General features: G+C 68.3%; 18 protein-coding genes. 10 read left to right on the top strand and 8 right to left on the bottom strand.

Annotation, left to right across the window (positions count from 1 at the left end; all coding sequences use genetic code 11):
- Window positions 1-19 precede the first annotated feature (19 nt).
- The 7 genes from AC07DS_RS04220 to AC07DS_RS04190 all read left to right on the top strand — a co-directional run bounded on the left by AC07DS_RS04220 (window position 20) and on the right by AC07DS_RS04190 (window position 8,897).
- Complete coding sequence (locus AC07DS_RS04220; RefSeq protein ID WP_479142518.1) at window positions 20-697, top strand: SseB family protein; 678 nt, start codon at window positions 20-22, stop codon at window positions 695-697.
- A gap of 20 nt (window positions 698-717) precedes the next feature.
- Complete coding sequence (locus tag AC07DS_RS04215) at window positions 718-1,305, top strand: hypothetical protein (protein WP_479142516.1); 588 nt, start codon at window positions 718-720, stop codon at window positions 1,303-1,305.
- Window positions 1,305-6,023: a putative T7SS-secreted protein gene (locus AC07DS_RS04210; RefSeq protein WP_479142515.1), complete on the top strand. Its 4,719-nt coding sequence runs from the start codon at window positions 1,305-1,307 to the stop codon at window positions 6,021-6,023. Before AC07DS_RS04215 ends, AC07DS_RS04210 begins: the two co-directional genes overlap by 1 nt.
- A 36-nt stretch (window positions 6,024-6,059) precedes the next feature.
- Complete coding sequence (locus tag AC07DS_RS04205; RefSeq protein WP_479142514.1) at window positions 6,060-6,644, top strand: hypothetical protein; 585 nt, start codon at window positions 6,060-6,062, stop codon at window positions 6,642-6,644.
- Between the two features lie 77 nt (window positions 6,645-6,721).
- Entirely contained in the window at window positions 6,722-7,225 is a 504-nt protein-coding gene (locus AC07DS_RS04200; RefSeq protein WP_479142512.1) for an Imm50 family immunity protein, read from the top strand.
- Window positions 7,212-7,619 carry an Imm50 family immunity protein gene (locus AC07DS_RS04195; RefSeq protein WP_479142510.1) on the top strand — a complete coding sequence of 136 codons (408 nt, stop codon included), beginning with the start codon at window positions 7,212-7,214 and terminating at the stop codon, window positions 7,617-7,619. The genes AC07DS_RS04200 and AC07DS_RS04195 overlap by 14 nt, the downstream gene beginning before the upstream one ends.
- A 24-nt stretch (window positions 7,620-7,643) precedes the next feature.
- Complete coding sequence (locus tag AC07DS_RS04190; protein ID WP_479142509.1) at window positions 7,644-8,897, top strand: DUF1266 domain-containing protein; 1,254 nt, start codon at window positions 7,644-7,646, stop codon at window positions 8,895-8,897.
- Window positions 8,898-8,925: 28 nt separating this feature from the next.
- On the opposite strand, the gene AC07DS_RS04185 is transcribed toward AC07DS_RS04190, so the two are convergent.
- A complete protein-coding gene (locus tag AC07DS_RS04185) occupies window positions 8,926-9,822 on the bottom strand; it encodes an RpnC/YadD family protein (RefSeq protein ID WP_479142508.1) in 897 nt (298 codons plus the stop codon).
- Window positions 9,822-10,229 carry an ATP-binding protein gene (locus AC07DS_RS04180; RefSeq protein ID WP_479142506.1) on the bottom strand — a complete coding sequence of 136 codons (408 nt, stop codon included), beginning with the start codon at window positions 10,227-10,229 and terminating at the stop codon, window positions 9,822-9,824. Before AC07DS_RS04180 ends, AC07DS_RS04185 begins: the two co-directional genes overlap by 1 nt.
- A 202-nt stretch (window positions 10,230-10,431) precedes the next feature.
- Here AC07DS_RS04180 and AC07DS_RS04175 point away from each other — a divergent pair, with 202 nt between their 5' ends.
- Together AC07DS_RS04175 and AC07DS_RS04170 are read left to right on the top strand one after the other, a co-directional pair.
- Window positions 10,432-11,283 (top strand): helix-turn-helix domain-containing protein, encoded by an 852-nt coding sequence (locus tag AC07DS_RS04175; RefSeq protein ID WP_479142505.1) that lies wholly within the window; start codon window positions 10,432-10,434, stop codon window positions 11,281-11,283.
- 8 nt (window positions 11,284-11,291) lie between these two features.
- Entirely contained in the window at window positions 11,292-11,492 is a 201-nt protein-coding gene (locus AC07DS_RS04170) for a DUF397 domain-containing protein (protein ID WP_479142503.1), read from the top strand.
- A 29-nt stretch (window positions 11,493-11,521) separates the two neighbouring features.
- On the opposite strand, the gene AC07DS_RS04165 is transcribed toward AC07DS_RS04170, so the two are convergent.
- The 6 genes from AC07DS_RS04165 to AC07DS_RS04140 all read right to left on the bottom strand — a co-directional run bounded on the left by AC07DS_RS04165 (window position 11,522) and on the right by AC07DS_RS04140 (window position 19,321).
- Entirely contained in the window at window positions 11,522-12,598 is a 1,077-nt protein-coding gene (locus AC07DS_RS04165; RefSeq protein WP_479142502.1) for a PP2C family protein-serine/threonine phosphatase, read from the bottom strand.
- Between the two features lie 223 nt (window positions 12,599-12,821).
- The gene (locus AC07DS_RS04160; RefSeq protein ID WP_479142501.1) at window positions 12,822-13,748 is read right to left on the bottom strand and encodes a dihydrodipicolinate synthase family protein; all 927 of its coding nucleotides are present in this window, start codon (window positions 13,746-13,748) and stop codon (window positions 12,822-12,824) included.
- The gene (locus tag AC07DS_RS04155; protein WP_479142499.1) at window positions 13,749-14,753 is read right to left on the bottom strand and encodes an oligopeptide/dipeptide ABC transporter ATP-binding protein; all 1,005 of its coding nucleotides are present in this window, start codon (window positions 14,751-14,753) and stop codon (window positions 13,749-13,751) included. It lies immediately after the preceding gene.
- Entirely contained in the window at window positions 14,750-16,726 is a 1,977-nt protein-coding gene (locus AC07DS_RS04150) for a dipeptide/oligopeptide/nickel ABC transporter permease/ATP-binding protein (RefSeq protein WP_479142497.1), read from the bottom strand. The genes AC07DS_RS04155 and AC07DS_RS04150 overlap by 4 nt, the downstream gene beginning before the upstream one ends.
- Window positions 16,726-17,682, bottom strand: a complete 957-nt coding sequence (locus AC07DS_RS04145; protein ID WP_479142495.1) for an ABC transporter permease — start codon at window positions 17,680-17,682, stop codon at window positions 16,726-16,728. Before AC07DS_RS04145 ends, AC07DS_RS04150 begins: the two co-directional genes overlap by 1 nt.
- Window positions 17,683-17,686: 4 nt before the next feature.
- A complete protein-coding gene (locus AC07DS_RS04140; RefSeq protein WP_479142493.1) occupies window positions 17,687-19,321 on the bottom strand; it encodes an ABC transporter substrate-binding protein in 1,635 nt (544 codons plus the stop codon).
- A 302-nt stretch (window positions 19,322-19,623) separates the two neighbouring features.
- Between AC07DS_RS04140 and AC07DS_RS04135 the strand changes: the two genes are divergently transcribed.
- On the top strand, window positions 19,624-19,839 hold the full coding sequence (locus tag AC07DS_RS04135; RefSeq protein WP_145883224.1) for a hypothetical protein: 216 nt from the start codon (window positions 19,624-19,626) through the stop codon (window positions 19,837-19,839).

Here is a 19,839-nt window from a genome sequence, read left to right as displayed (position 1 = left end):
TGATGAGGGGGAAGGCGCTGTGGGCAGCGCTGAGCCGACGGGATCGGCGGGGGCGACGGACGAGACCGGAGTGCATCCGCCCAGGTCGGCGCTGGCGGACATCGCCGAGCAGACAGTCGTGGGCACGGACCCCACGCCGCCGCCTGCCGAGGCGCTCCCCGTACCCCAACCGACGCCGGACACCGTCTCGTTCGCTACCGCACAGCAGCCTGCCCGGGCAGAAGCGCTGCTCACTCCGCAGCAGGCCACCCAACTCCGGTACCACCAACGTAAGTTCCGCATGAGGCTGGGTGAGTTCCGGCGCCGACGCGTCCTCGTCCCGTACGGGGAGAACGGTGCGGCCCTGACGGTGGAGATGAGCGGGGCACGGTGGTTGCTCGTATTCACCGACGAGGCTGCGCTGGGGCGGTATGTGAGGGCGCGCGGGGAAGGCGACCGGAGCTGGCGGTACCGGGCGGTGTGGGGTGCCGCGGTGCTGGATGCCGGTGTACCGGCGGTGGCCGGGACCGGGCTGCCGTGCGGGGTATTGGTGGATGCCGGTGATGGTGAGCGGGGGTTGGTGCTGCCGCCGGTCGTCGGGATCGTGCCGGACGTGGTCGCCGTGGACGGGCCGGAATCAGGCGCGGTCGATGACACCGGAACCGGAACACGTACACGTGACGTACTGGACATGGACTCCGGTGCCGAAGCCGGATGACTGACGGGGGAGGAACGGCAGTGACGACGCCGAGCGGGGGCGGGCAGCCGGATCTGCAGGTGCAGGGGCTGAAGTCGATCGCCGAGGGGATCAACAAGGCTCTGAGCGAGCTGGATTCGCTGGGCACGATGAAGGGCTGGGCAGGCGCGGGTCGCGGCTTCACCAGCCTGGAGATGGACGGCATGGACGTCGGTGACGACCATCTCGGCGCGATGCTGCACACCTTCTGCGAGCGCTGGCAGTGGGGCGTGCGCGATCTGATGGAGGAGGGCAACGCTCTCGCGGAGGGGATGGGGCTGGCAGCAGGCACCTTCCACCAGACGGACGAGTACGTGAAGGGCTCGCTGAAGATCGCCTACAACTCCGTGGCCGGGGATCCCTTCGCCGCCAACGACAAGGTGGAGAAGGAGAGCCTGGACCAGATCAACCATGCGGCGATGACGACGGGTTATGGCGAGAAGGACCGCGACAACCTGGTGAACTCCGTGAAGCAGACCGGGAAGGGCATGCTCACGGACGTGGAGACGAGCGAGGGCGTGCCGGGCAGTCCGATCCCGATCTCGCCGTCGATCGTGCGGGACGTGGCCGGGTCGGGTGACGGCAACTGATGTCGCTCACAGGGAAGTTCAACAGTGCCCTGGGGTCGCTGAAGTCCGGCTACGACGATGTCAAGCGGGCGACGGGTCATGTCATCGACGAGGGCGCCCATGGCGTGGGCGACGCGCTCGACTGGGCCGGTGCGCACGGTGCGGCCGACAAGGTCGACGGCTGGGGTGACTCCACCGCGTCCAAGCTGGGCGCGCACGTGGACGAGCAGCAGCTGGACGAGAGTTCGGACCCGAAGGAACTGATCCACGGCAACCCGGCGAAGCTCCGTGAGACGGCGGTGCATCTGCGGAACTTCGCGCAGTCCTTCGGCGCTGTAGCGACAGGCATGCAGCAGCTGGACTCGTCGGAGTTCAAAGGCGAGGCCGCCGACACCTTCCGACAGAAGTTCGCCACGCACCAGGTCAAGTGGCGTCGGGCCGCCGAGGCCTGCGGGGAGGCCTCCTCGGCCCTGGAGAACTTCGCGCATACCGTGGAATGGGCACAGTCCCAGGCCCGGGAGGCGGTGGCGAAGTACCGCGAGGGCAATGCCGCCTCGCAAGCCCACCAGCAGAAGGTGGAGACGTACAACGACGCCGTCGACGCAGGCAAGAAGGACCCCGGCCCGAAACCCTCGGACCAGGACCCCGGCGACGAGGCCAAGCACGTGGCCGAACAGATCCTGACCGCCGCCCGACGCCAGCGCGACCACCTCGCCGCAGAGGCCGCCGAGCGCGTCAAACTCGCCTTCCAGCACGCCCCGCACGAGCCGTCGGCCCTCAACCAGCTGAAACTCGACGGCGCGGACGTACTGGATGCCGCCAAGACGGAGGACATGCGCTTCTTCGGCGGTTTCATGCGCGGCCTCGGCGACCTGAACAACCTGGCGCGCAATGCGAACCCGCTCGATCCGTACGCGATCACGCACCCGTACGAGGCTGCTCAGGCCAAGGTGGAACTCTTGGGCGGCGCGGTCCATATGCTCACCCATCCCACCCAGACCGCCGACGGTCTCTGGAAGTCCTTCCTGGAGGACCCCGGCGGGGTCGGCGGCGAACTCGCTCCCCAGTTCCTGATCCCGGAGGCGGGGGCCGAGGAGGCCGCCGTCGACGGCGCCCGGGTCGCGGAGGACGGGGCGAAGGGGGCCGAGGGGGTGACGGCCGGCGAACGGGGCGCGGAGGGTGAGGCCGGGAACACCGCCCGCGAGGAGGCGAACAACAACCCGCAGGATCACTCCCGTCAAAAGGACGCCGTGAAGGACTGTGGCGACCCGGTTGATGTCGCCACCGGCAAGATGTTCCTGCCGCAGACGGACGCGGCCCTCCCTGGTGTGCTGCCGTTGGTCCTCAAGCGGCGGGTGGAGTCCGGCTATCGCCTGGGCCGCTGGTTCGGCCGCTCTTGGTCCTCCACCCTGGACCAGCGTCTGGAGATCGACGCTCAGGGAGTCGTCTTCGTCACGGAGGACGGCCTGCTCCTGGCGTACCCGCACCCGGCACCGGGCCTACCCACCCTCCCGTCTCACGGCCCCCGCTGGCCCTTGGACCGCGTGGCCGACGGCTACAGGATCACGGACCCGGGCACGCTACGCACCTGGCACTTCGCTGACCGGGGCGAGAACCTGGCCGTCCTGGAGCAGATAGACGATCGCAACGGCAACTGGATCACGTTCGAGTACGACGAGGAGGGCACGCCGCGGGCTGTAGTGACGAGCGCCGGTCAGGGCGTCCGCATCGCCACGGAGTCGGGCCGCGTAACGGCCTACCACCTGGCGGAGACCGGCCAGGAGTTGAAGCGCTTCGGCTACAGGGAGGGCAACCTCACGGAGGTCATCAACTCCTCGGGGCTGCCCCTCCGCTTCACCTACGACGACGCGGGCCGGGTCACGTCCTGGACGGACACGAACGACCGCAGCTACACGTACGAGTACGACGACCAGGACCGCTGCACAGCCCAGACCGGCTCCGCGGGCCACATGGCGACGCGCTTTTCCTATCAGGATCCGGACCCGGAGACGGGCCTGCGCTTGACCACGGCGACCAACGGCGAAGGCCACACCCGGCGTTTTCAGATCAACGAGGCCCGGCAGGTGGTGGCCGAGATCGACCCGCTCGGCGCCGAAACCAGGTATCGACGTGACCGCTACAACCGCCTGCTGTTCCAGGCGGACCCGCTGGGCCACACGACGACGTTCCGCTACGACGACGAAGGCAAACTCACGTCGGTGGTCCGCCCGGACGGTCGCGAGGCGAGGGCGGAGTACAACGAACTCGGCCTGCCGGTGAAGGTGGTGAACCCGGACGGTACGGTGATCCGGCAGGGATTCGACGAGCGAGGCAACCGCACGTCTGTGACGGACGCGGCGGGCCAGACCACCCGCTTCGCCTACACGGAGTCCGGCCACCTCACCTCCGTGACCGACCCACTTGGCAACACCGCAAGCGTTATCTGCGACCGAGCCGGCCTCCCGTTGGAGGTCACGGACCCACTGGGCGCGACCACCCGCTATCAGCGGGACGCTCTGGGCCGCCCGATGGCGATCACGGAGCCCACGGGCGCAACGACGACGCTGCTGGAATGGTCGACCGAGGGCCAGTTGACCCGCCGCACGGCCCTGGACGGCACAACCGAGACGTGGAGGTACGACGGCGAGGGCAACTGCACGAGCCACACGGACCCGATCGGCGGTGTTTCCCACTTCGAGTACACCCACTTCGACCTGCTGAGTGCCCGCACGGGACCGGACGGCGTGCGCTACGAGTTCGACCACGACAGCGAACTGCGTCTGACGAGGGTCACCAACCCGCAGGGCCTGACGTGGACGTACGAGTACGACGCGGCAGGCCGCCTAGTGGCGGAGACGGACTTCGACGCCCGCACGCTGACATACGCGTACGACTCCGCAGGTCGTCTCACCTCGCGCAGAAACGTTCTCGGTGACGTGGTGTCTTTCGAGCGGAACGAACTGGGCCAGGTGATCCGCAAGGACGCGGACGGTCAGATCACGACGTACGCCTACGACTTCACGGACCAGCTGGCGCAGGCAACAGGCTCCGACGGCACGACCCTCACACTCCTCCGCGACCGCTACGGCCGCCTGCATTCGGAGACGGTCAACGGCCGCGCCGTGACGTACGTCTACGACGCCCTGGGCCGCCGCACCAGCCGCACGACCCCCACAGGCGCTACCACCACCTGGTCGTACGACGCTGTGGGTCGCCGCACCGGCATGGTGGCCTCGGGCCGCGCCATCGACTTCACGTACGACGAGGCAGGCCGCGAACTGACCCGTCGGGTCGGCGAGACGGTTACCCTTGAGCACAGCTTTGACGCCCGGGGCCGCTTGACCACCCAGTCCGTCACCGGCGCCGAGCACCGCTCCGTGCAACACCGGACGTACAGCTACCGTGCCGATGGCAACCTGATCGGCATCGACGATCAGCTCTCCGGGTCCCGCCGCTTCGACCTGGACGCGGCGGGCCGGGTGACCGCTGTGCACGCGGCGGGCTGGACGGAGCGGTACGCCTACGACGAGGCGGGCAACCAGACACAGGCGTCCTGGCCGGCCAACCACCCAGGCCAGGAGGCAGTCGGCTCCCGGACCTACGCGGGTACGAGCATCACCCGCGCGGGCAACGTCCGCTACGAACACGACGCCCTCGGTCGCATCACCCTCCGCCAGAAGACTCGCCTGTCCCGCAAGCCGGACACCTGGCGCTACGAATGGGATGCCGAAGACCGTCTCACATCAGTGGTGACGCCCGACGGCACCCGCTGGCGCTATACCTACGACCCCCTGGGCCGCCGCACCGCGAAACTCCGCCTCGCTGCGGACGGCGAAACGGTCGTCGAGCGTGTCGACTTCACCTGGGACGGCACCACCCTCTGCGAACAGACCACGACGTCCCCCGACCTCCCCAACCCGGTCACCCTCACCTGGGACCACCAGGGCCTACGCCCCCTGACCCAGACGGAACGCATCACTGCGGCCGACACACCCCAGGACGAGATCGACTCCCGCTTCTTCGCCATCGTCACCGACCTCGTTGGCACACCCAGCGAACTCGTTGACGAACACGGCGACATCGCCTGGCACACCCGCAGCACTCTGTGGGGAACAACAACCTGGGCGGCCGACAGCACCGCCTACACACCCCTGCGCTTCCCCGGCCAGTACTACGACCCAGAGACCGGGCTCCACTACAACTACTTCCGCCACTACGACCCTGAAATCGGGCGGTATCTGACTCCCGACCCCCTGGGGGTCTCACCTGCGCCCAACCCGGCCACTTACGTCCACAACCCTCAAATATTGACGGATTCCTTGGGGCTCGCCCCGGATGAGTGCCCCGAGGAATCCGGAAGTCAGTGGTATCCGGATAAGGAGTATGAACCGAGCGCGGTCGCCGATCGCAATGCGGAAAACGTGGACCGTAAGGCTTGGTTCGAAACGCCGCAGGATATCCATGACCTGGTGGATAAACTGATGAAGGATCCTGACTATCCACAGCGCTTGACCGGCCCCCGCAATAACCAGGTACTCGACTTCTATCGGGGTGGAATGTCTCGCGCTGGCGCCCGATGGGCCGGCTCTCCGATCTATGACAACGGAGATCCATTCAGTCAGGCGCGCGTAATAGTCGACGGGGACGGAAATGTAGCCTACTTCGGCAGGCGCAGGGACGGTTCACATAATTATGATCAACTGATTCCTTACCCCTGGGCCAAGAGGCCGGTCCGTTAGAATGACAGTCATCATTGCAATCCGGGAGGGATCTTCATGCGGGAAGTAGAACTTGTGGCGGGCCTGGCCTCGGCAGGCCTGAAATATCTGGGCATGGTACCCGTTTCCCCTCCACTCATCCCTCCGCATCTGGCTTCCTTTGCGAACTCGACTGCCGCCGAGGGGCAAGAGTGGGCTGCAAGTATCGAAAATGATGCGCCGGATTTCCAAGAGAGAGTGAACCATGAGTGGTACATGCTCTGCGCCCATCAGGGTCTGTTCGCCGCCCAAAATCCACAGTTCCTCATTGCTGTCCGTGACGCAGAGAACGATCGTGCTGGTGTGGCATGGTGGGCGCGTGTAGCACTACAGATTGATTGGGATTTTGCAGGAGCCGGTGCCGATGCGCGTGTCACGGGGTGTGGCTGGGGACATCCCGAGTTCGTCATGCTTTCTGTCGACGGAAGCGTCATCGTTCGAGGGTCTCAGGGGGAGAAGTGGACGGATATCGTCTGCGTGCGGGACCCCCACCGTATCCCTTCGCTCAGGAGGCTGGGCGTCAGCCTATCCGAGAGTAGATCGACCCCCCAGGAAACGCGCGACGCCCTGGTCCGCTGGCTGGAGCATACGTCGGCGGAGTGACTGTGCCTTACAGCGACTCTGGCCCTCACTTCTCGGGCCCCGGAGACCTGCGACGCCCAAGGGCCGAGGAACGCATTATGATCGTTGATGAATTTATCGTAAACCCGGAGGCGCTGCGCGCCGCCTATGGGCACATGCCGAGACTGGAGGGGTGTATAAGGTTTCGATCGCTCAACCTGAATTGGCGTGGGCCTACATTGATCATTCGCGCCGATCTCCCGCAGTTTCCTGATCCAGCACCACAGGACTGGGTGACTTCGGGCTTTGATACGGTCCAGTTCCATCTGAGATTCCTGGCGGTCCAGAATCTGGCCATCCACTCATGGGAGCCCCCGGTTCTCGGCTTCCTGAAAGCAACTCATCGACCAGAGGAAAGACGCCTTCATGTTGACATTAGCGGCGACGGAATGAATCTGGCATTTGACTGCAGCGACTCGGTTACGATCGGCCATGTCAGTGCCTTCAGGGCCGATGTTGACGGCTCGGACCTGGGTTCACGTTCATTCGCAGGTCGAATCGACTCCCGTCGATACGATTCTCTGCCGGAGGTCTGGGAGAAGAGCTACTTTGAACGCATCTGACTGGCGGAGATTTCTTGCGGCCCCACATTTTCTGGGAGAGCTCTACGCGGCCGGCCCGCCAGCCCTCGACGAATGTGAACTATTCTACGTTCACGTAGACGAGCGTGAGGACTCTGTAACTCTCGGGTTCGACACAAGGTGCCTTCCATCGCACCCCGATCCGGAATGGCAAGAAAAACCCTATAATCGCTTCGAGTTTTACCTGCAGTTTTCCGGAGTAGTGGATTTCCAAGTCAGCAAGTGGACCGACGTGGAGGCCGGGGAGGTCAACGTCAGGGCTACACCGGGGGACGTGATTTCAGTGTCTTTGGGGCACGACGACTCCGGCATCAGTTTTCGCGCTTCATCGATGCGCTTGGTTCACACCCGTGTCTACCTTGCCGGTGACTCCTGATCGGCCTGAGAGGCAGAGAGCTTCATGTCGTTTGGTCCGCCGTCGGTGGCTTTCGGAACCCCGGCACCGTCTGCCTGGACGCCCCCGACGGAGATCGAGCAGGCCTTGTTCGAGGCCAAGTCGCGTGAGGACTGGGCCGCGTACTTCGACACGCTCGCGCGGGAACCACTGTATTTCGAGATACAGCGCGACAAGGCAGACACCGACCCGGACAGGACGTACTCGGTCTTCGGGCACGATCCACGTGCCGGCGGTCCCGTCTGGGCGGTGTACACCGTGGGCATGCTGCCCGCCCCTGAACCGCATCGGGTGTTCCATCGCAGCAGGCTCGGGTGGTTCGCAGAGGCATGGAAGCCGGGGCGTCCGCCGTGGATCGTGGTCAATCCGGGCAGTCCCTGTGAGGCGTTCCTCCCGGCGGCGCCACCGCACTCCGGCGCATGGGCTCAGCATTACCGGACCAGTGGCCCCCTGAGGGTCCCCGGCAGGCTGCTCACTCTCCGGGTCGGCGGCCCGCTGCACGGGTCCGTCGCCCACGGCCTCGCCTGCGGAGCGCTGCTGTGTGTCAGCAACGGCTCCGTCTGGAACGCCATGGCCTGGCACGGTACCGGGTATCGGAACGAGCTCAAGCGGCTTCGCGAGTGGTGGGGCATCACCACCCGCGAGGAATGGCAGTACTACCTCCGCGACCTACTCGCCTGCGAACAGCACAGCTCGGTCTGGGATTTCGCCCTCGGTCTGCGCCGTCGCATCGCCCGGGATTTCGGCGGGCATGTCGACCTGGGGTACTGGCGGCAGGCCGCCGCCAACCTCATCCGGGCGAACTCCGAGGGTTCGATCGTGGTGTCCGAGGACGGCGTCACCACAACCGACCCCCGCCCCGAGTCCGAGGTCGAGGCCCGCGTCGAGGGTGTGCAGCGGCTCATCGGGCGTATCACCCGCTACGAGGCCCGGATGCGTGCCGACGGTGTGCTCGGCGAGAACGGGTACGTGTCGTCCGTCGACGCCTGGGATCTCGGGCGTGCCTCGAAGATGGCCCGGTGGGGGCTGGGGGCCCGGTTCGGAACCCTTGCGGAGGCCGAGTCCGCGGTCATTCAGGCGGGGCAGGCAGCCTCCCTGTCCTACAAGTCCTGGCAGGACTTTTCCGCCGGCTACATCCTCGGGCGCTGTCTTCACTTCGACGACGAGGAGTTCGGGGACTGGTACCAGGACATGCTCGAGGCTCACCGAATCCTGATGTCCGAGCCCGGCAGTCCCTGGCTGAACATTCCGTTCCGGTGACCGCCCTGCCGGGCGGCCCCGTAACCCCTCACTTCTCGGCGAACAGCTCCGCTGCATCCGTGGCATGCACGGCTCGTTGGGCCCAGACCTCGAGTTGGTCCAGTTCCGTGCAGGCGCTCACTCGCTCGTGGACGGCGTCGGGCACCGGGATGCCGCGCCACTCCAGGATGTGAAGGATCATCTCGGCCTTGGCCTCAGCCCGACCTTGTTCCAGGCCCTGCTCTCGGCCCTCCTCGCGTACCTGCTCGGCCAGTGGGTGTCGCCAGAAGTACTGGATCGCCGTCATCAGGTCCCTCCACATCTGCTTCGCCTGGGGGTCGGCCAGGCATGAGTCGACGAACTGCACGAAGACCGCGGCACTGTCAGGGTCGATGGTCCGCAGAGCGGAGGCCAGGGACTCCAGTATGGCCGGAGCCTGCGGGCCCCGCCCGTGTGTCATGGCCGAGAGCACCGCAAGGGGTACGTCCCGTTCGGCCTGCCGCTCACTCGTGATCACCGGCACGTTGTCCGGACCCAGCACCAGCGGCCGTACCGTCAGCGAGTGCCAGTCCCGGAAGCCGAGCCGGATCGGGCGCGATGCCCAGCGTGCGGTGGCGCTGCTCTGGGTGATGACGATGAGCACGGGCTCACAGCGGTACTTCTCGTAGAGGTAGGAGAGGTAGTACGGCCAGCTGCCCCGCTTGCGGTCGTCCACCTTCCCCTGTGACTCGACCACCAGGAGGTACGTGCCCTCGTCCGTCTCCGCCCGCAGCAGCGTGTCCACCCGCCGCTCCACCGGCTCGACCTCGGTCAGGTCCACGTTCAACGCAGCGATCTCCCGCGGCTCGGGAAACGACACGTCCAGCACCCGCTGTAACGCCCGGGTCAGTAGCGCCGGGTCTTTCTGGAAGATCCGGTGCAGCGCTTCATGCGACGAGCCCACCATCACGCAGCCCCCAGCTCGCACCACACGAACTTCCCCCGGTTCCCGAACCTGGCCGACGGCTGCCAGCCCCAGTAGTCCGCACACGCCCTGACCAGCGCCAACCCCCGCCCCTCCTCCACCAGCTCGGCGACCTGCTCCAGCGACCGCGGAGGCTCCGGCGGCCCCGGGTCCGTGTCCCACGCCCCGATCCACACCACCCCCTCCGGGGAGCGGCGCACCCTGAGCGCGGCCGGCCCCTTCGTGTGCCGTACGGCGTTCGAGACCAGTTCCGCCGCGAGGAGTTCGGCGATGTCCACCATCCTGATCAGGTCGTGCATCGTCAGGATCAGGCGCAGGGTGCGGCGGCAGACGGTGACGGCTCTGAGGTCGTTCGGGATGTAGAGGGTGTAGTCCCAGGTTTCAGGCATGCGTCATCAACTCCGGTCCGAGGGAGGGGATTTCAGGAGCGGTGGCAATGCCGCAGCCGTCATGGCAGGACGACGCAGTGCGCTTCCGCTGCGTGTTCTTAACATCACAGACGGTAGACCTAGATTTTTAAGTTTTGCAAGCCGACCGCGTAACCTGACCCCGAACGAGTCGCGCATGCACGCGTGTTGGGAGGAGAGAGTCATGGCGCTGAGAAGCGAGCCAACGGCACGTCAGATGCGGTTGGCGGCTGAGTTGCGCAGGCTCCGTGACGCCGCAGGCCTCCCGGCCCGCGAGGCGGCGGAAATGCTCGGAGTCAGTTCAGCGCAGATCAGTCAGATCGAGACCGGCCTCACGGGCGTGAGCGAGAAGCGGCTGCGCCTTCTCGCCGCCAACTACTCATGCTCGGACGGTGAACTGATCGATGCCCTGGTGGCCATGGCGACCGACCGTACGCGGGGTTGGTGGGAGGAGTACCGGCAACGACTGCCCACGCCGTTCCTGGACCTCACCGAGTTGGAACACCACTCCACGTACCGGCGCGACGTGGAGTTCCTGTTCATTCCCGGCCTGCTGCAGACGCCTGCGTACGCCCGTGCCGCGTTCTCCTCCAGGATTCCCGAACTCCCCGAGGAGGATCTTGAACTGCGTGTCCAGCATCGTATGCAGCGCAAGACGATCCTCGTGGGGCCTGATCCTGCTCCCTATGAGGCGGTCATCCACGAGGCGGCACTGCGCATCAGGCTCAGCGACCGAGCCGATGCGCGGGCCCAGCTCTTCCGTGTCCTGGAACTTTCCGAGGCCGACCACATCACCGTGCGTGTCATCCCCTTCGACCTGGACGGCTTCGGCGGGGCGTGGAGCCCCGTGATGCTTGCGGGCGGTGCGGTACCCAAGCTGGACACGGCCGTTCGCGACGCACCTCATGGCACAGGCTTCATCGACTCCGAGGCTCAACTCAGCGTCTTTCGAACGCTCTTCCGTAGGGTAGAAGCTGCATCACTCGACCCCAATCGTTCGCGTGACGTCATCCACAGAGTGGCCAAGGAGCTGTGAGACCTACCGTGACCACCCCCGACAACTGGCGGAAGTCGTCCTACTCAGGCGGCGGCGACGGCAACAACTGCGTGGAGATCGCGACCGCCGTCACCCACATATGCATCCGCGACTCCAAGGCCCCGGCGAGAGCCACCCTCACCTTCCCCGCCGCATCCTTCGCCCCCTTCATGGACGCCCTGAAGGAGACTCGCCCCACGGCGTCGTAGCCGACGCAGTACTCGGTGGCATCCCAGGATCAGAGGCTAGGGCGCCGCCGCGCGACGAGGGCGGCGATGTCGTCGTCGAGCGCGCCGCCGCTGTAGGCGAGCAGGTCACGGTGGAGATGGGCGAGGAGCTGGTGGGGGGCCTCGCCGCTCCATGAGCGGACGCGTTCGGCAAGAGGGTAGAAGGTGCCGGAGCGGTCGCGGGTCTCGGTGACTCCGTCGGTGTACAGCAGTAGCTGGTCTCCGGGGTGGAAGGGGGTGAGGTCGACGTGGTAGCCGTCGCTCACCAGGTCGCCGAGGTTGAGTGGCGGCGAGGGGGCGGCGGGCTCCAGCTCTCGTACCTCGCCGCGGTGCAGCAGCAGTGGGGGAGGGTGGCCGCAGGTGACGGTCCGGACGACCGGCTCGTCGTCCGGGATCTCGGCGAGGAGCGCGGTGGCGAAGCGTTCGGCGACGACCTCCGAGCCGGGGATCTCCGGGTATTTGGCGGCGCTGCGGCTCACGCTCGTCTCCAGGCGGCGCGCGAGGTGGGGCAGGTCGGGCGCGTCGTGGGCGGCCTCGCGGAAGGCGCTGAGCAGCATCGCCGCCGCCTGCATCGCGAGCAGTCCTTTGCCGCGTACGTCGCCGATGAGCAGCCGTACGCCGTGCGGGGTGTGTATCGCCTCGTACAGGTCGCCGCCGATCCGGGCTTCCGCCGCAGCAGCCAGGTACAGGCTCTCGAGTGTGACGTGACCGAGGTGCCGTGGAATCGGATGCAGCACCGCCAGCTGGGCGGTCTCGGCCACTGAGCGGACCTGGACCAGCTGATGGGCGCGTCGGTCCAGCAGGCGGTTGAAGAAGACGGCGAACGCCGCGATCGCCACGAGGGTGGCCAGCTCGGAGTAGGCGGTCGCATCCCGCAGCGCGTCGAAGTCGGCCATCAGGCCGAGGAAGATGCCGCACGCGCCCACCCCGGTGAGCACGGTCGCCCACAGGGGCAGCAGTGCGGCGCCGGAGATCATGGCTGTGGCGAGGAAGGCGTCCGGCCTGACGGCACGGGGTGTGAAGAGGCCGATGAGCAGGCCGATGAGCAGCAGCAGAGCGGGCAGGAGGGGCAGCAACCTGGCCCGCACGCCAGCGCTGTGCGGGACTCCGCGTTTCTCAGGAGACCTCGCCATCATGCCGCTCCCCAAGGTCACACAGGTCGAGTGCAGCCCAGGTCCGGAAGTCAGGCCACCGATTTGGGTAATTTTATCGCTTCTCGTCCTGCAGCCCCTGCGCATCGCGTGAGCGGTGGTGACGCACAGGCATCACAGGGTGCCGGTACCAAGGGCCGACTGATCCGAACGAAACTGCCTAGAGCAGCCCGGCCCCGGCCAAGAACTTCCCCACCTTCGCCACCTCGTCCCCCGACAACGGCACCTGCGGCTCCGCCGTCACCGGGCAGGCGATGATTCCGCGCAGGTGCAGCGCCGCCTTGAACGCGCCGAGGGCCGACGAACTGCCGCCCATCCGGGCCGGGTCCCCGACCCCGACGATCCCGAACAGCGCGCACAGCCGCTCCTGTTCGGCCCGGGCAGCCTCCCAGTCGCCCGACCGGCACAGGCGGTAGAGGCGGACGTAGCCGTGCGGGTCCACGTTGGCCAGACCCGGCACCGCGCCGTCCGCGCCCAGTGCCAGCGCCGCGTCGGCGATCAGCTCGGAGCCGGTCAGGACGCTGAAGCCGGGGTGGGCGCGGGCGCCGGTGACGATCTCCCGGAAGACGGCCAGGTCTCCGCTGGAGTCCTTCAGGCCCGCCAGTACACCGTCGCCGGCGAGACCCAGTACCGCTTCGGTGGGGAGCTTGGTGTGTACGGCGGACGGGATGTCGTAGGCGATCACCGGGACCGGGCTCGCGGCCGCGATCCGGCGGTAGTGGTGGACGATCTCGGCGGGGTGGGTGCGGGCGTAGAAGGGGGCGGTGACGACGACGGCCCGGGCGCCGGCCGCGGTGACCGCCGCGACGTGGTCGAGGACGCGCGGGGTGGTCATGTCGATGGCGCCCGCGAGGATGGGCAGCTGTCCGCCCAGGTGGCCCACGACCGTTTCCACCACCTGGCGGCGCTGGCGGTCCGTCAGGAAGGCCGCCTCCGAGGTCGAGCCGAGCAGGAACAGGCCGTGCACACCGCCCTCCACCAGGTGCTCCACCAGCCTGAGCAGCGAGAGGACGTCCACCTCGCGGTCCGGTGTCAGGGGGGTGCAGACGGGCGGTACGACACCGGTCAGCGGGGCGGGAAAAGTCATTCAGGGCTCCTGGCGTGCTAGGTCACGGGTCGACTCGTCCTCCTCCACAGGATGGTGGCAGCGGAAGCGGTGTCCGGGCCGCGACGCGGCCGAGAAGTCCGGCATCGAACCCGCGCAGACCTCGTCCGCCTTCCAGCAGCGGGTACGGAAGGGGCAGCCGCTCGGCGGGCGGGTCGCCGACGGCACCGGGCCGGTCAGCGGGATCGGGTCGATGGGGTCGAGCAGGCCGGGCGTGGCGGAGAACAGGGCGCGGGTGTACGGGTGCCGGGCCTGGCCGGTGACCCGGGCGGCCGGGGTCTCCTCCACGATCCGGCCCAGGTACATGGTGATCACCCGGTCGCTCATCCGCCGTACGGTCTGGATGTCGTGCGAGACGAACACCAGGGCGAGGCCGAGGCGTTCCTTCAGGTCCAGGAGCAGGTTGAGGATCTGCGCGCGGACCGAGACGTCCAGGGCGCTCGTCGGCTCGTCCGCGACCACCAGACCGGGGTCCAGAGCGAGGGCGCGGGCGATGGCGACGCGCTGCCGCTGGCCGCCGGAGAGCTGCCCGGGCAGCGCGTCGGCGAGGGCCCGGGGGAGACCCACCAGGGCCATCAGTTCCCGCACCCGGTCCTCCCGCTCGGCTCGCGTACCGCGTCCGTGGACGTCCAGTGGGTCGCGCAGGACCCTGCGCACCGTCAGCCGGCGGTTCAGGGCCGTCGCCGGGTCCTGGAAGATCATGCCGGTGCCCGCGCCGACCGCGGCCCGGCGTTCGGCGGGCGGCATCGACCACAGGTCCCGGCCCCGGAACGACACCGTCCCGGAGGTCGGCCGTTCGATGCCCACCAGCACCTTCGCCAGCGTCGACTTCCCGCACCCCGACTCGCCGACCACCCCGACCGTCTCGCCGGGCGCCACGCTGAGATCGGCGCCGGTCAGGGCGTACACCCGGTCGCGGGTGAACAGGCCGCCGCTGCGGGCCTTGTGGACGACGTGGGCGTCCCTGACTTCCACGACAGCGGTCACTGCAGCGCCTCCTCGCTCTCCGCCGACACCAACTGCACCGCCGGGTGGTGGCAGGCGGCCGTGTGCGTGGGTGTGCCTGTGAGGACGGGTGAGGTGGTGTGGCAGATCTCCGTCGCCAGGGGACAGCGGTCGGCGAAGCGGCAGCCCGCCGGGAAGTCGGCGGGGGACGGTACGACACCCTTGATCTGCGTCATCCGCTCCTCGGCGGACTCCAGCGAGAGCACGCTGCCGAGCAGGCCGCGCGTGTAGTGGTGGGCCGGTGCCTCCACCAGGTCGGCGGTCACGCCCGTCTCCACGATCTGTCCGCCGTACATCACCACGACCCGGTCGGTGATGTCGGCGACCAGCGCCAGGTCGTGGGAGACGAGGATCAGCGCGAAGCCCAGTTCCTCCCGCAGCCGCAGCAGCAGCTCCATGACCTGGGCCTGCACGGTGACGTCCAGGGCGGTGGTCGGCTCGTCGGCCACGATCAGGGCGGGGTCGCGGGAGAGGGCCATCGCGATCAGGACGCGCTGGCGTTGCCCGCCGGACAGCTCGTGCGGGTAGCTGCGCAGGGTGCGCTCGGCATCGAGGCCGACCAGCGACAGCAGTTCGTGCGGGCTGCGGCGGCCACCGCGCCGCACCAGCTGCTTCAGCTGGGCGCGGATGGTCATCGCCGGGTTCAGCGAGGACAGGGCGTCCTGGTAGACCATCGCCATCTCGTGGCCGAGCAGCCGCCGCCGTACCCGCACGGGCTCGGCCAGCAGGTCCCGCTGCCGGAAGCGCACCTGCCCGCGCACCCGGGCCTCCTTCGGCTGCAGGCCCATGACGGTGAGCGCGGTCAGCGACTTGCCGCAGCCCGACTCGCCCACCAGGCCCAGCACCTCACCGGGGTGCACCTCGAAGCTGACCCCGTCCACGATGTCCACGCCCCGGTGCCGGTCCGGGAAGCCGATGGCGAGGTTCTCCACCGCGAGCACCGGCTGTCCGGACCGGTCGGGCAGGGGCCGGGCCCGGGAGCGCAACCGGCGAGCGGCCTCGGCCAGACCGGGCAGCGGGAGCACCTCGCCGATGCCGGGTTCCGGTGTCTCCAGCCGGTCCTCGGGCGCCGCCACCTCCCGGGCCGCCGGGGCCGCCCAGGCGTCCGAGACGCCCTCGGAGAGGATGTTCAGGGACAGGACGGTGAGCAGGATCAGCAGCCCGGGGAAGACGGTCGCCCACCAGCCGCCGGTCAGCACCATGTTCTTGCCGTCGGCGATGACACTGCCCCAGGACGGGTCCGGGGGCCGCACGCCGGCGCCGATGAAGGACAGCGACGCCTCGAAGACGATGGCCTCGGCGACCTGGACCGTGCAGAACACCAGGACCGGGGCGGCACAGTTGACGGCCACGTGCCGCAGCACGATGTGCGGGGTGCGCGCGCCGATCACGCGTTCCGCGGTGACGTAGTCCTCCCCGTACTGGTCGAGCACGTTGGCCCGCACCACCCGGGCGACCGGCGGCGTGAACAGGAAGGCGATCGCGCAGATCAGCACGTTGATCCCGCCGCCGAAGACGGCGACCAGCACGGCCGCGAGCGCGATGCCCGGGAACGCCATCACCACGTCCAGGCAGCGCATCAGCGTCTCGTCCACGGACTTGCGGGAGGTGGCCGCGAGCGCTCCGAGCAGCGCCCCGGCGACCAGCGCGAGCGCGGTCGCGCCCAGCCCGATCGCCAGCGACCAGCGGGCGCCGTACATCAGCCGGCTGAGGATGTCCCGGCCGAGGCTGTCCTGGCCCATCCAGTGCGCGGCCGACGGATGTCCGGTGCCGTCGACCGGGTCCTGCTGGTCGAGCGGGTCGTGCGGAGCGAGCACCGGGGCGAGCACCGCGACCAGGACGACCAGGGTCAGGAAGCAGACGGCGACCTTCGACAGCGGCGGCAGCCGGCGCCGGCCGCGGAGCCGGACGCCGGGCCGGGAGAGCCGCTCGGTGAGCTCGGCGCGCGTGACCATCAGGCCGCCCTCAGACGTGGGTTGACGAGCAGGTAGAGGATGTCGATGACGAGGTTGACGACGACGAACCCGGTCGCGGTGGTCAGGACGACCCCCTGGACGACGGCCGGGTCGCCGTTCTGCACGGCGTCGATCATCAGCTTGCCCATGCCGGGCAGGGAGAAGATCGTCTCGATGACGACGGCGCCGCCGAGCAGATAGCCGACCCGCAGACCGAGCACGGTGAGCGGATTGACCAGGGCGTTTCTGAGGACGTTCCGGCCCACGACCACCCGGGGCGGCAGTCCGCTGCCGATCGCGGTGCGCACGTAGTCCTTGTCCAGCTCCTCCACCACCGACGTCCGCACGATCCGGGTCAGCTGGGCGGCCACCGGCAGGGACAGTGCGAAGGCGGGCAGGGCCATGGTCTTCAGCCAGCCGGTGAAGGAGTCGGCCGGGTTGATGTAGCCGCCGGTCGGGAACCAGCCCCGGTCCACCGCCAGGTACTGGATCATCAGCAGCGCCAGCCAGAAGCCGGGCGCGGCGACCCCGACGAGGGAGACCACCCGGATGACCTGGTCCGGCAGCCGGTCGCGGTACACGGCGGCGGTGACGCCACCCGCCAGCGCCAGGACGACCGCGAGGCCGAGGCCGAGGAAGGTCAGCTGGAGGGTGAGCGGCAGCGCGGTGGTGACCTGGTCGACGACCGGGGCCCGGGTCAGGGCGCTGGTGCCCAGGTCGCCGTGGAGCAGGTCGCCGACGAAGTGGACGTAGCGCAGTGGCAGCGGGTCCAGCAGGCCGCCTCGCTCCCGGAAGTCGTGCAGCTGCTGCGGGGTCGGGTTCGCGCCCTGGAAGAACGCGGACGCCGGGTCGACGTCCGAGAACCGCATCACCAGGAACACGAACAGCACGATCCCGAGCAGCAGCGGCACGAGCAGGGTGACGCGGCGGAGCAGGATCCGTACGACAGCCGTCATGCCGTCAGGTCCACTGGGCTTGCAGGAGGTTGACGCCCGGGTAGGGCTGCGGCCTTATCCCCGTGAGCTTGCGCGGGTCCCAGGCGGTCATCAGCTCGTTGTGGACGACCGGGTAGAGCACGGCCTGCTCGGCGACGACGTCGACGTAGTCCTGGATCATCGCCTTCTTCTTCGCCGGGTCCGGCTCCCGGGTCGCCCGGTCCATGTCCTTGAAGAGCTGCTTGGCGACCGGGTTGTCGGCCCACCGCGTGTACTGCATCCACAGGTTCTGGGGGCCGTAGTTGTAGTGCATGATCAGGTCGGCGTCGAGCCCGAACTGGTTGGGGTTCGAGGCCGCGGCCACCACCTGGTAGTCCTGCTTCTGGTCCATCTTGGTGAACACGGCCGTGGTCTCCTGCGGCGCCAGCGTCGTCTCCACGCCGATCGCGTCCCAGGAGGACTTGACGGTCGGCAGACAGTCCACGATCCAGCTGACGTTCACGGCGAGGATCTCGATCTTCAGGCCCTTGACCCCGGCGGCCTTCAGCAGCGCCTTCGCCTTCTCGGGGTCGTAGTCGTAGACGGACTTGGCCCGCCGGTAGCTGGGGTTGGCCTCGTTGAGGAACGACGACGCGGGCTTTCCGTGCCCCTTCAGCGCGACCTGCACCATCTTCTCGGTGTCGATCGCGTAGTGCAGTGCCTGCCGCACCCGCACGTCGTCGAAGGGCTTGTGCCTGGTGTTGAACATCAGGAACAGGTTGTTCATCCCGGCGCCGCCCGCGACCTTCAGACCGCCCTGCTCCAGGCGGGGGATGTTGGCGTAGGGGATGTTGTCGGCGATCTGCGCGCCCGCGCCGGTGCCGGAGATCTTGGCCACGCGCGGGGCCGCGTCCACGATCGTCAGCCAGTTCATCCGCTTGAAGGCGGGCTTGCGCGGGCCGTTGTAGGCCGCGAACGCCTCGAAGGTGGTGTTCGACTTCGGGTGGTGCGCGGTCTGCCGGTACGGCCCCGAGCCCACCGCGAGCCCCTTGATCGCGTCGTCCCAGGCGCCGGGCCTGGAGAACACGTGCTTGGGCATGATCTTGGCCAGCGTCAGCCGGGCGATCCCGTCCGGGAAGGGGAACTTCAGGACCAGCTCGACGGTCTTCGCGTCGACCTTGCGCGCCTCCTGCAGCCAGCTGACGAAGAAGCCCTTGGCGAGGGTCTGGGTCTTCGGGTCGAGGATCCGGTCGAAGACGAAGACGACGTCGTCGGCGGTGACCGGCTTCCCGTCGTGGAAGGTCGCACCGGACCGCAGTGTGAACCGCCAGGCCGTGGCGTTCGGGTCCTTCGGCACCTCGGTGGCGAGCGCCGGGTACGGCACCCGGGAGATCGGGTCGGTGTCGAGCAGCCCCTCGTAGATGTGGTTGTTCGCGGCCATGGCGAACGCCGACGCCGTCTGCGTCGGATCCCAGCTGCCGTCGTTGCCGTACCCGATCACCGCGGTCAGCGTGCGGTTCCTGCCGCTGCCCCCGCTCCCGGTGTCGTTCGTGGACTCCGGGCCGGCGGAGCAGCCCGCCAGTACCGGCGGAAGGGCGGCGGCCGCGCCCAGGGCCCCCGTGTACTTCAGGAGCGACCGGCGGCGCGGTGCCGGCACGTCGTGGGTCACGTCGTCGCGCACGGTTCCTCCAGCGAGGTCGGGGGGAGGGGGAGGTACGACGTCCTACGTCCGATCGGTCAGCGTGACCATAAGAGCGCCTGTGGGGGCGGTCAAGAGATCGCACACGAATGGCGTAGCCGCCACAGGTCACACCAATGACGGGGTGAAATGGCCTCGGCAGGAGGTGAGTTGACGCAGCTCACCGGGCGGCGTGGGACGCACCGCGCAGGGCAGACTCCGGCCGAGTCTAGGCACGCTGGGCCACCAGTGGCATGCGAAGCGTGAAATTGCCGGGGGCAGGGGAGCCACCGGAGGTGGACGCGATGAAACTCCCCGTCGGCTCCTGTGCCGTCGACACCCGTACCGGACGCCTCGGCATCGTCATGGGGCACGAAGGGCCGTACGTCCAGCTGCGACCGTACGGCGGCGGGCGGGAGTGGGACGCGAGACCGGAGGCCGTCCGCCGGGCCACCCAGGCCGAGCGGCTGAGCGCGGCCACGGCCCACGCCAATGCACGCAGCCGCGGAGAGGTCCCTTGA

The organism is Streptomyces sp. NPDC044064, assembly GCF_056434245.1.
The sequence above is the reverse complement of the archived record's forward strand: the minus strand, read 5'-3'. Positions and strand labels throughout refer to the sequence as shown.

Bases quoted from the DNA above. Each gene is read 5' to 3' on its own strand.
- AC07DS_RS04185 (WP_479142508.1), bottom strand. From the start codon at position 9,822: ATGGTGGGCTCGTCGCATGAAGCGCTGCACCGGATCTTCCAGAAAGAC.
- AC07DS_RS04200 (WP_479142512.1), top strand. From the start codon at position 6,722: ATGATCGTTGATGAATTTATCGTAAACCCGGAGGCGCTGCGCGCCGCC.
- AC07DS_RS04175 (WP_479142505.1), top strand. From the start codon at position 10,432: ATGGCGCTGAGAAGCGAGCCAACGGCACGTCAGATGCGGTTGGCGGCT.
- AC07DS_RS04180 (WP_479142506.1), bottom strand. From the start codon at position 10,229: ATGCCTGAAACCTGGGACTACACCCTCTACATCCCGAACGACCTCAGA.
- AC07DS_RS04135 (WP_145883224.1), top strand. From the start codon at position 19,624: ATGAAACTCCCCGTCGGCTCCTGTGCCGTCGACACCCGTACCGGACGC.
- AC07DS_RS04205 (WP_479142514.1), top strand. From the start codon at position 6,060: ATGCGGGAAGTAGAACTTGTGGCGGGCCTGGCCTCGGCAGGCCTGAAA.
- AC07DS_RS04160 (WP_479142501.1), bottom strand. From the start codon at position 13,748: ATGACTTTTCCCGCCCCGCTGACCGGTGTCGTACCGCCCGTCTGCACC.
- AC07DS_RS04210 (WP_479142515.1), top strand. From the start codon at position 1,305: ATGTCGCTCACAGGGAAGTTCAACAGTGCCCTGGGGTCGCTGAAGTCC.
- AC07DS_RS04150 (WP_479142497.1), bottom strand. From the start codon at position 16,726: ATGGTCACGCGCGCCGAGCTCACCGAGCGGCTCTCCCGGCCCGGCGTC.
- AC07DS_RS04190 (WP_479142509.1), top strand. From the start codon at position 7,644: ATGTCGTTTGGTCCGCCGTCGGTGGCTTTCGGAACCCCGGCACCGTCT.
- AC07DS_RS04145 (WP_479142495.1), bottom strand. From the start codon at position 17,682: ATGACGGCTGTCGTACGGATCCTGCTCCGCCGCGTCACCCTGCTCGTG.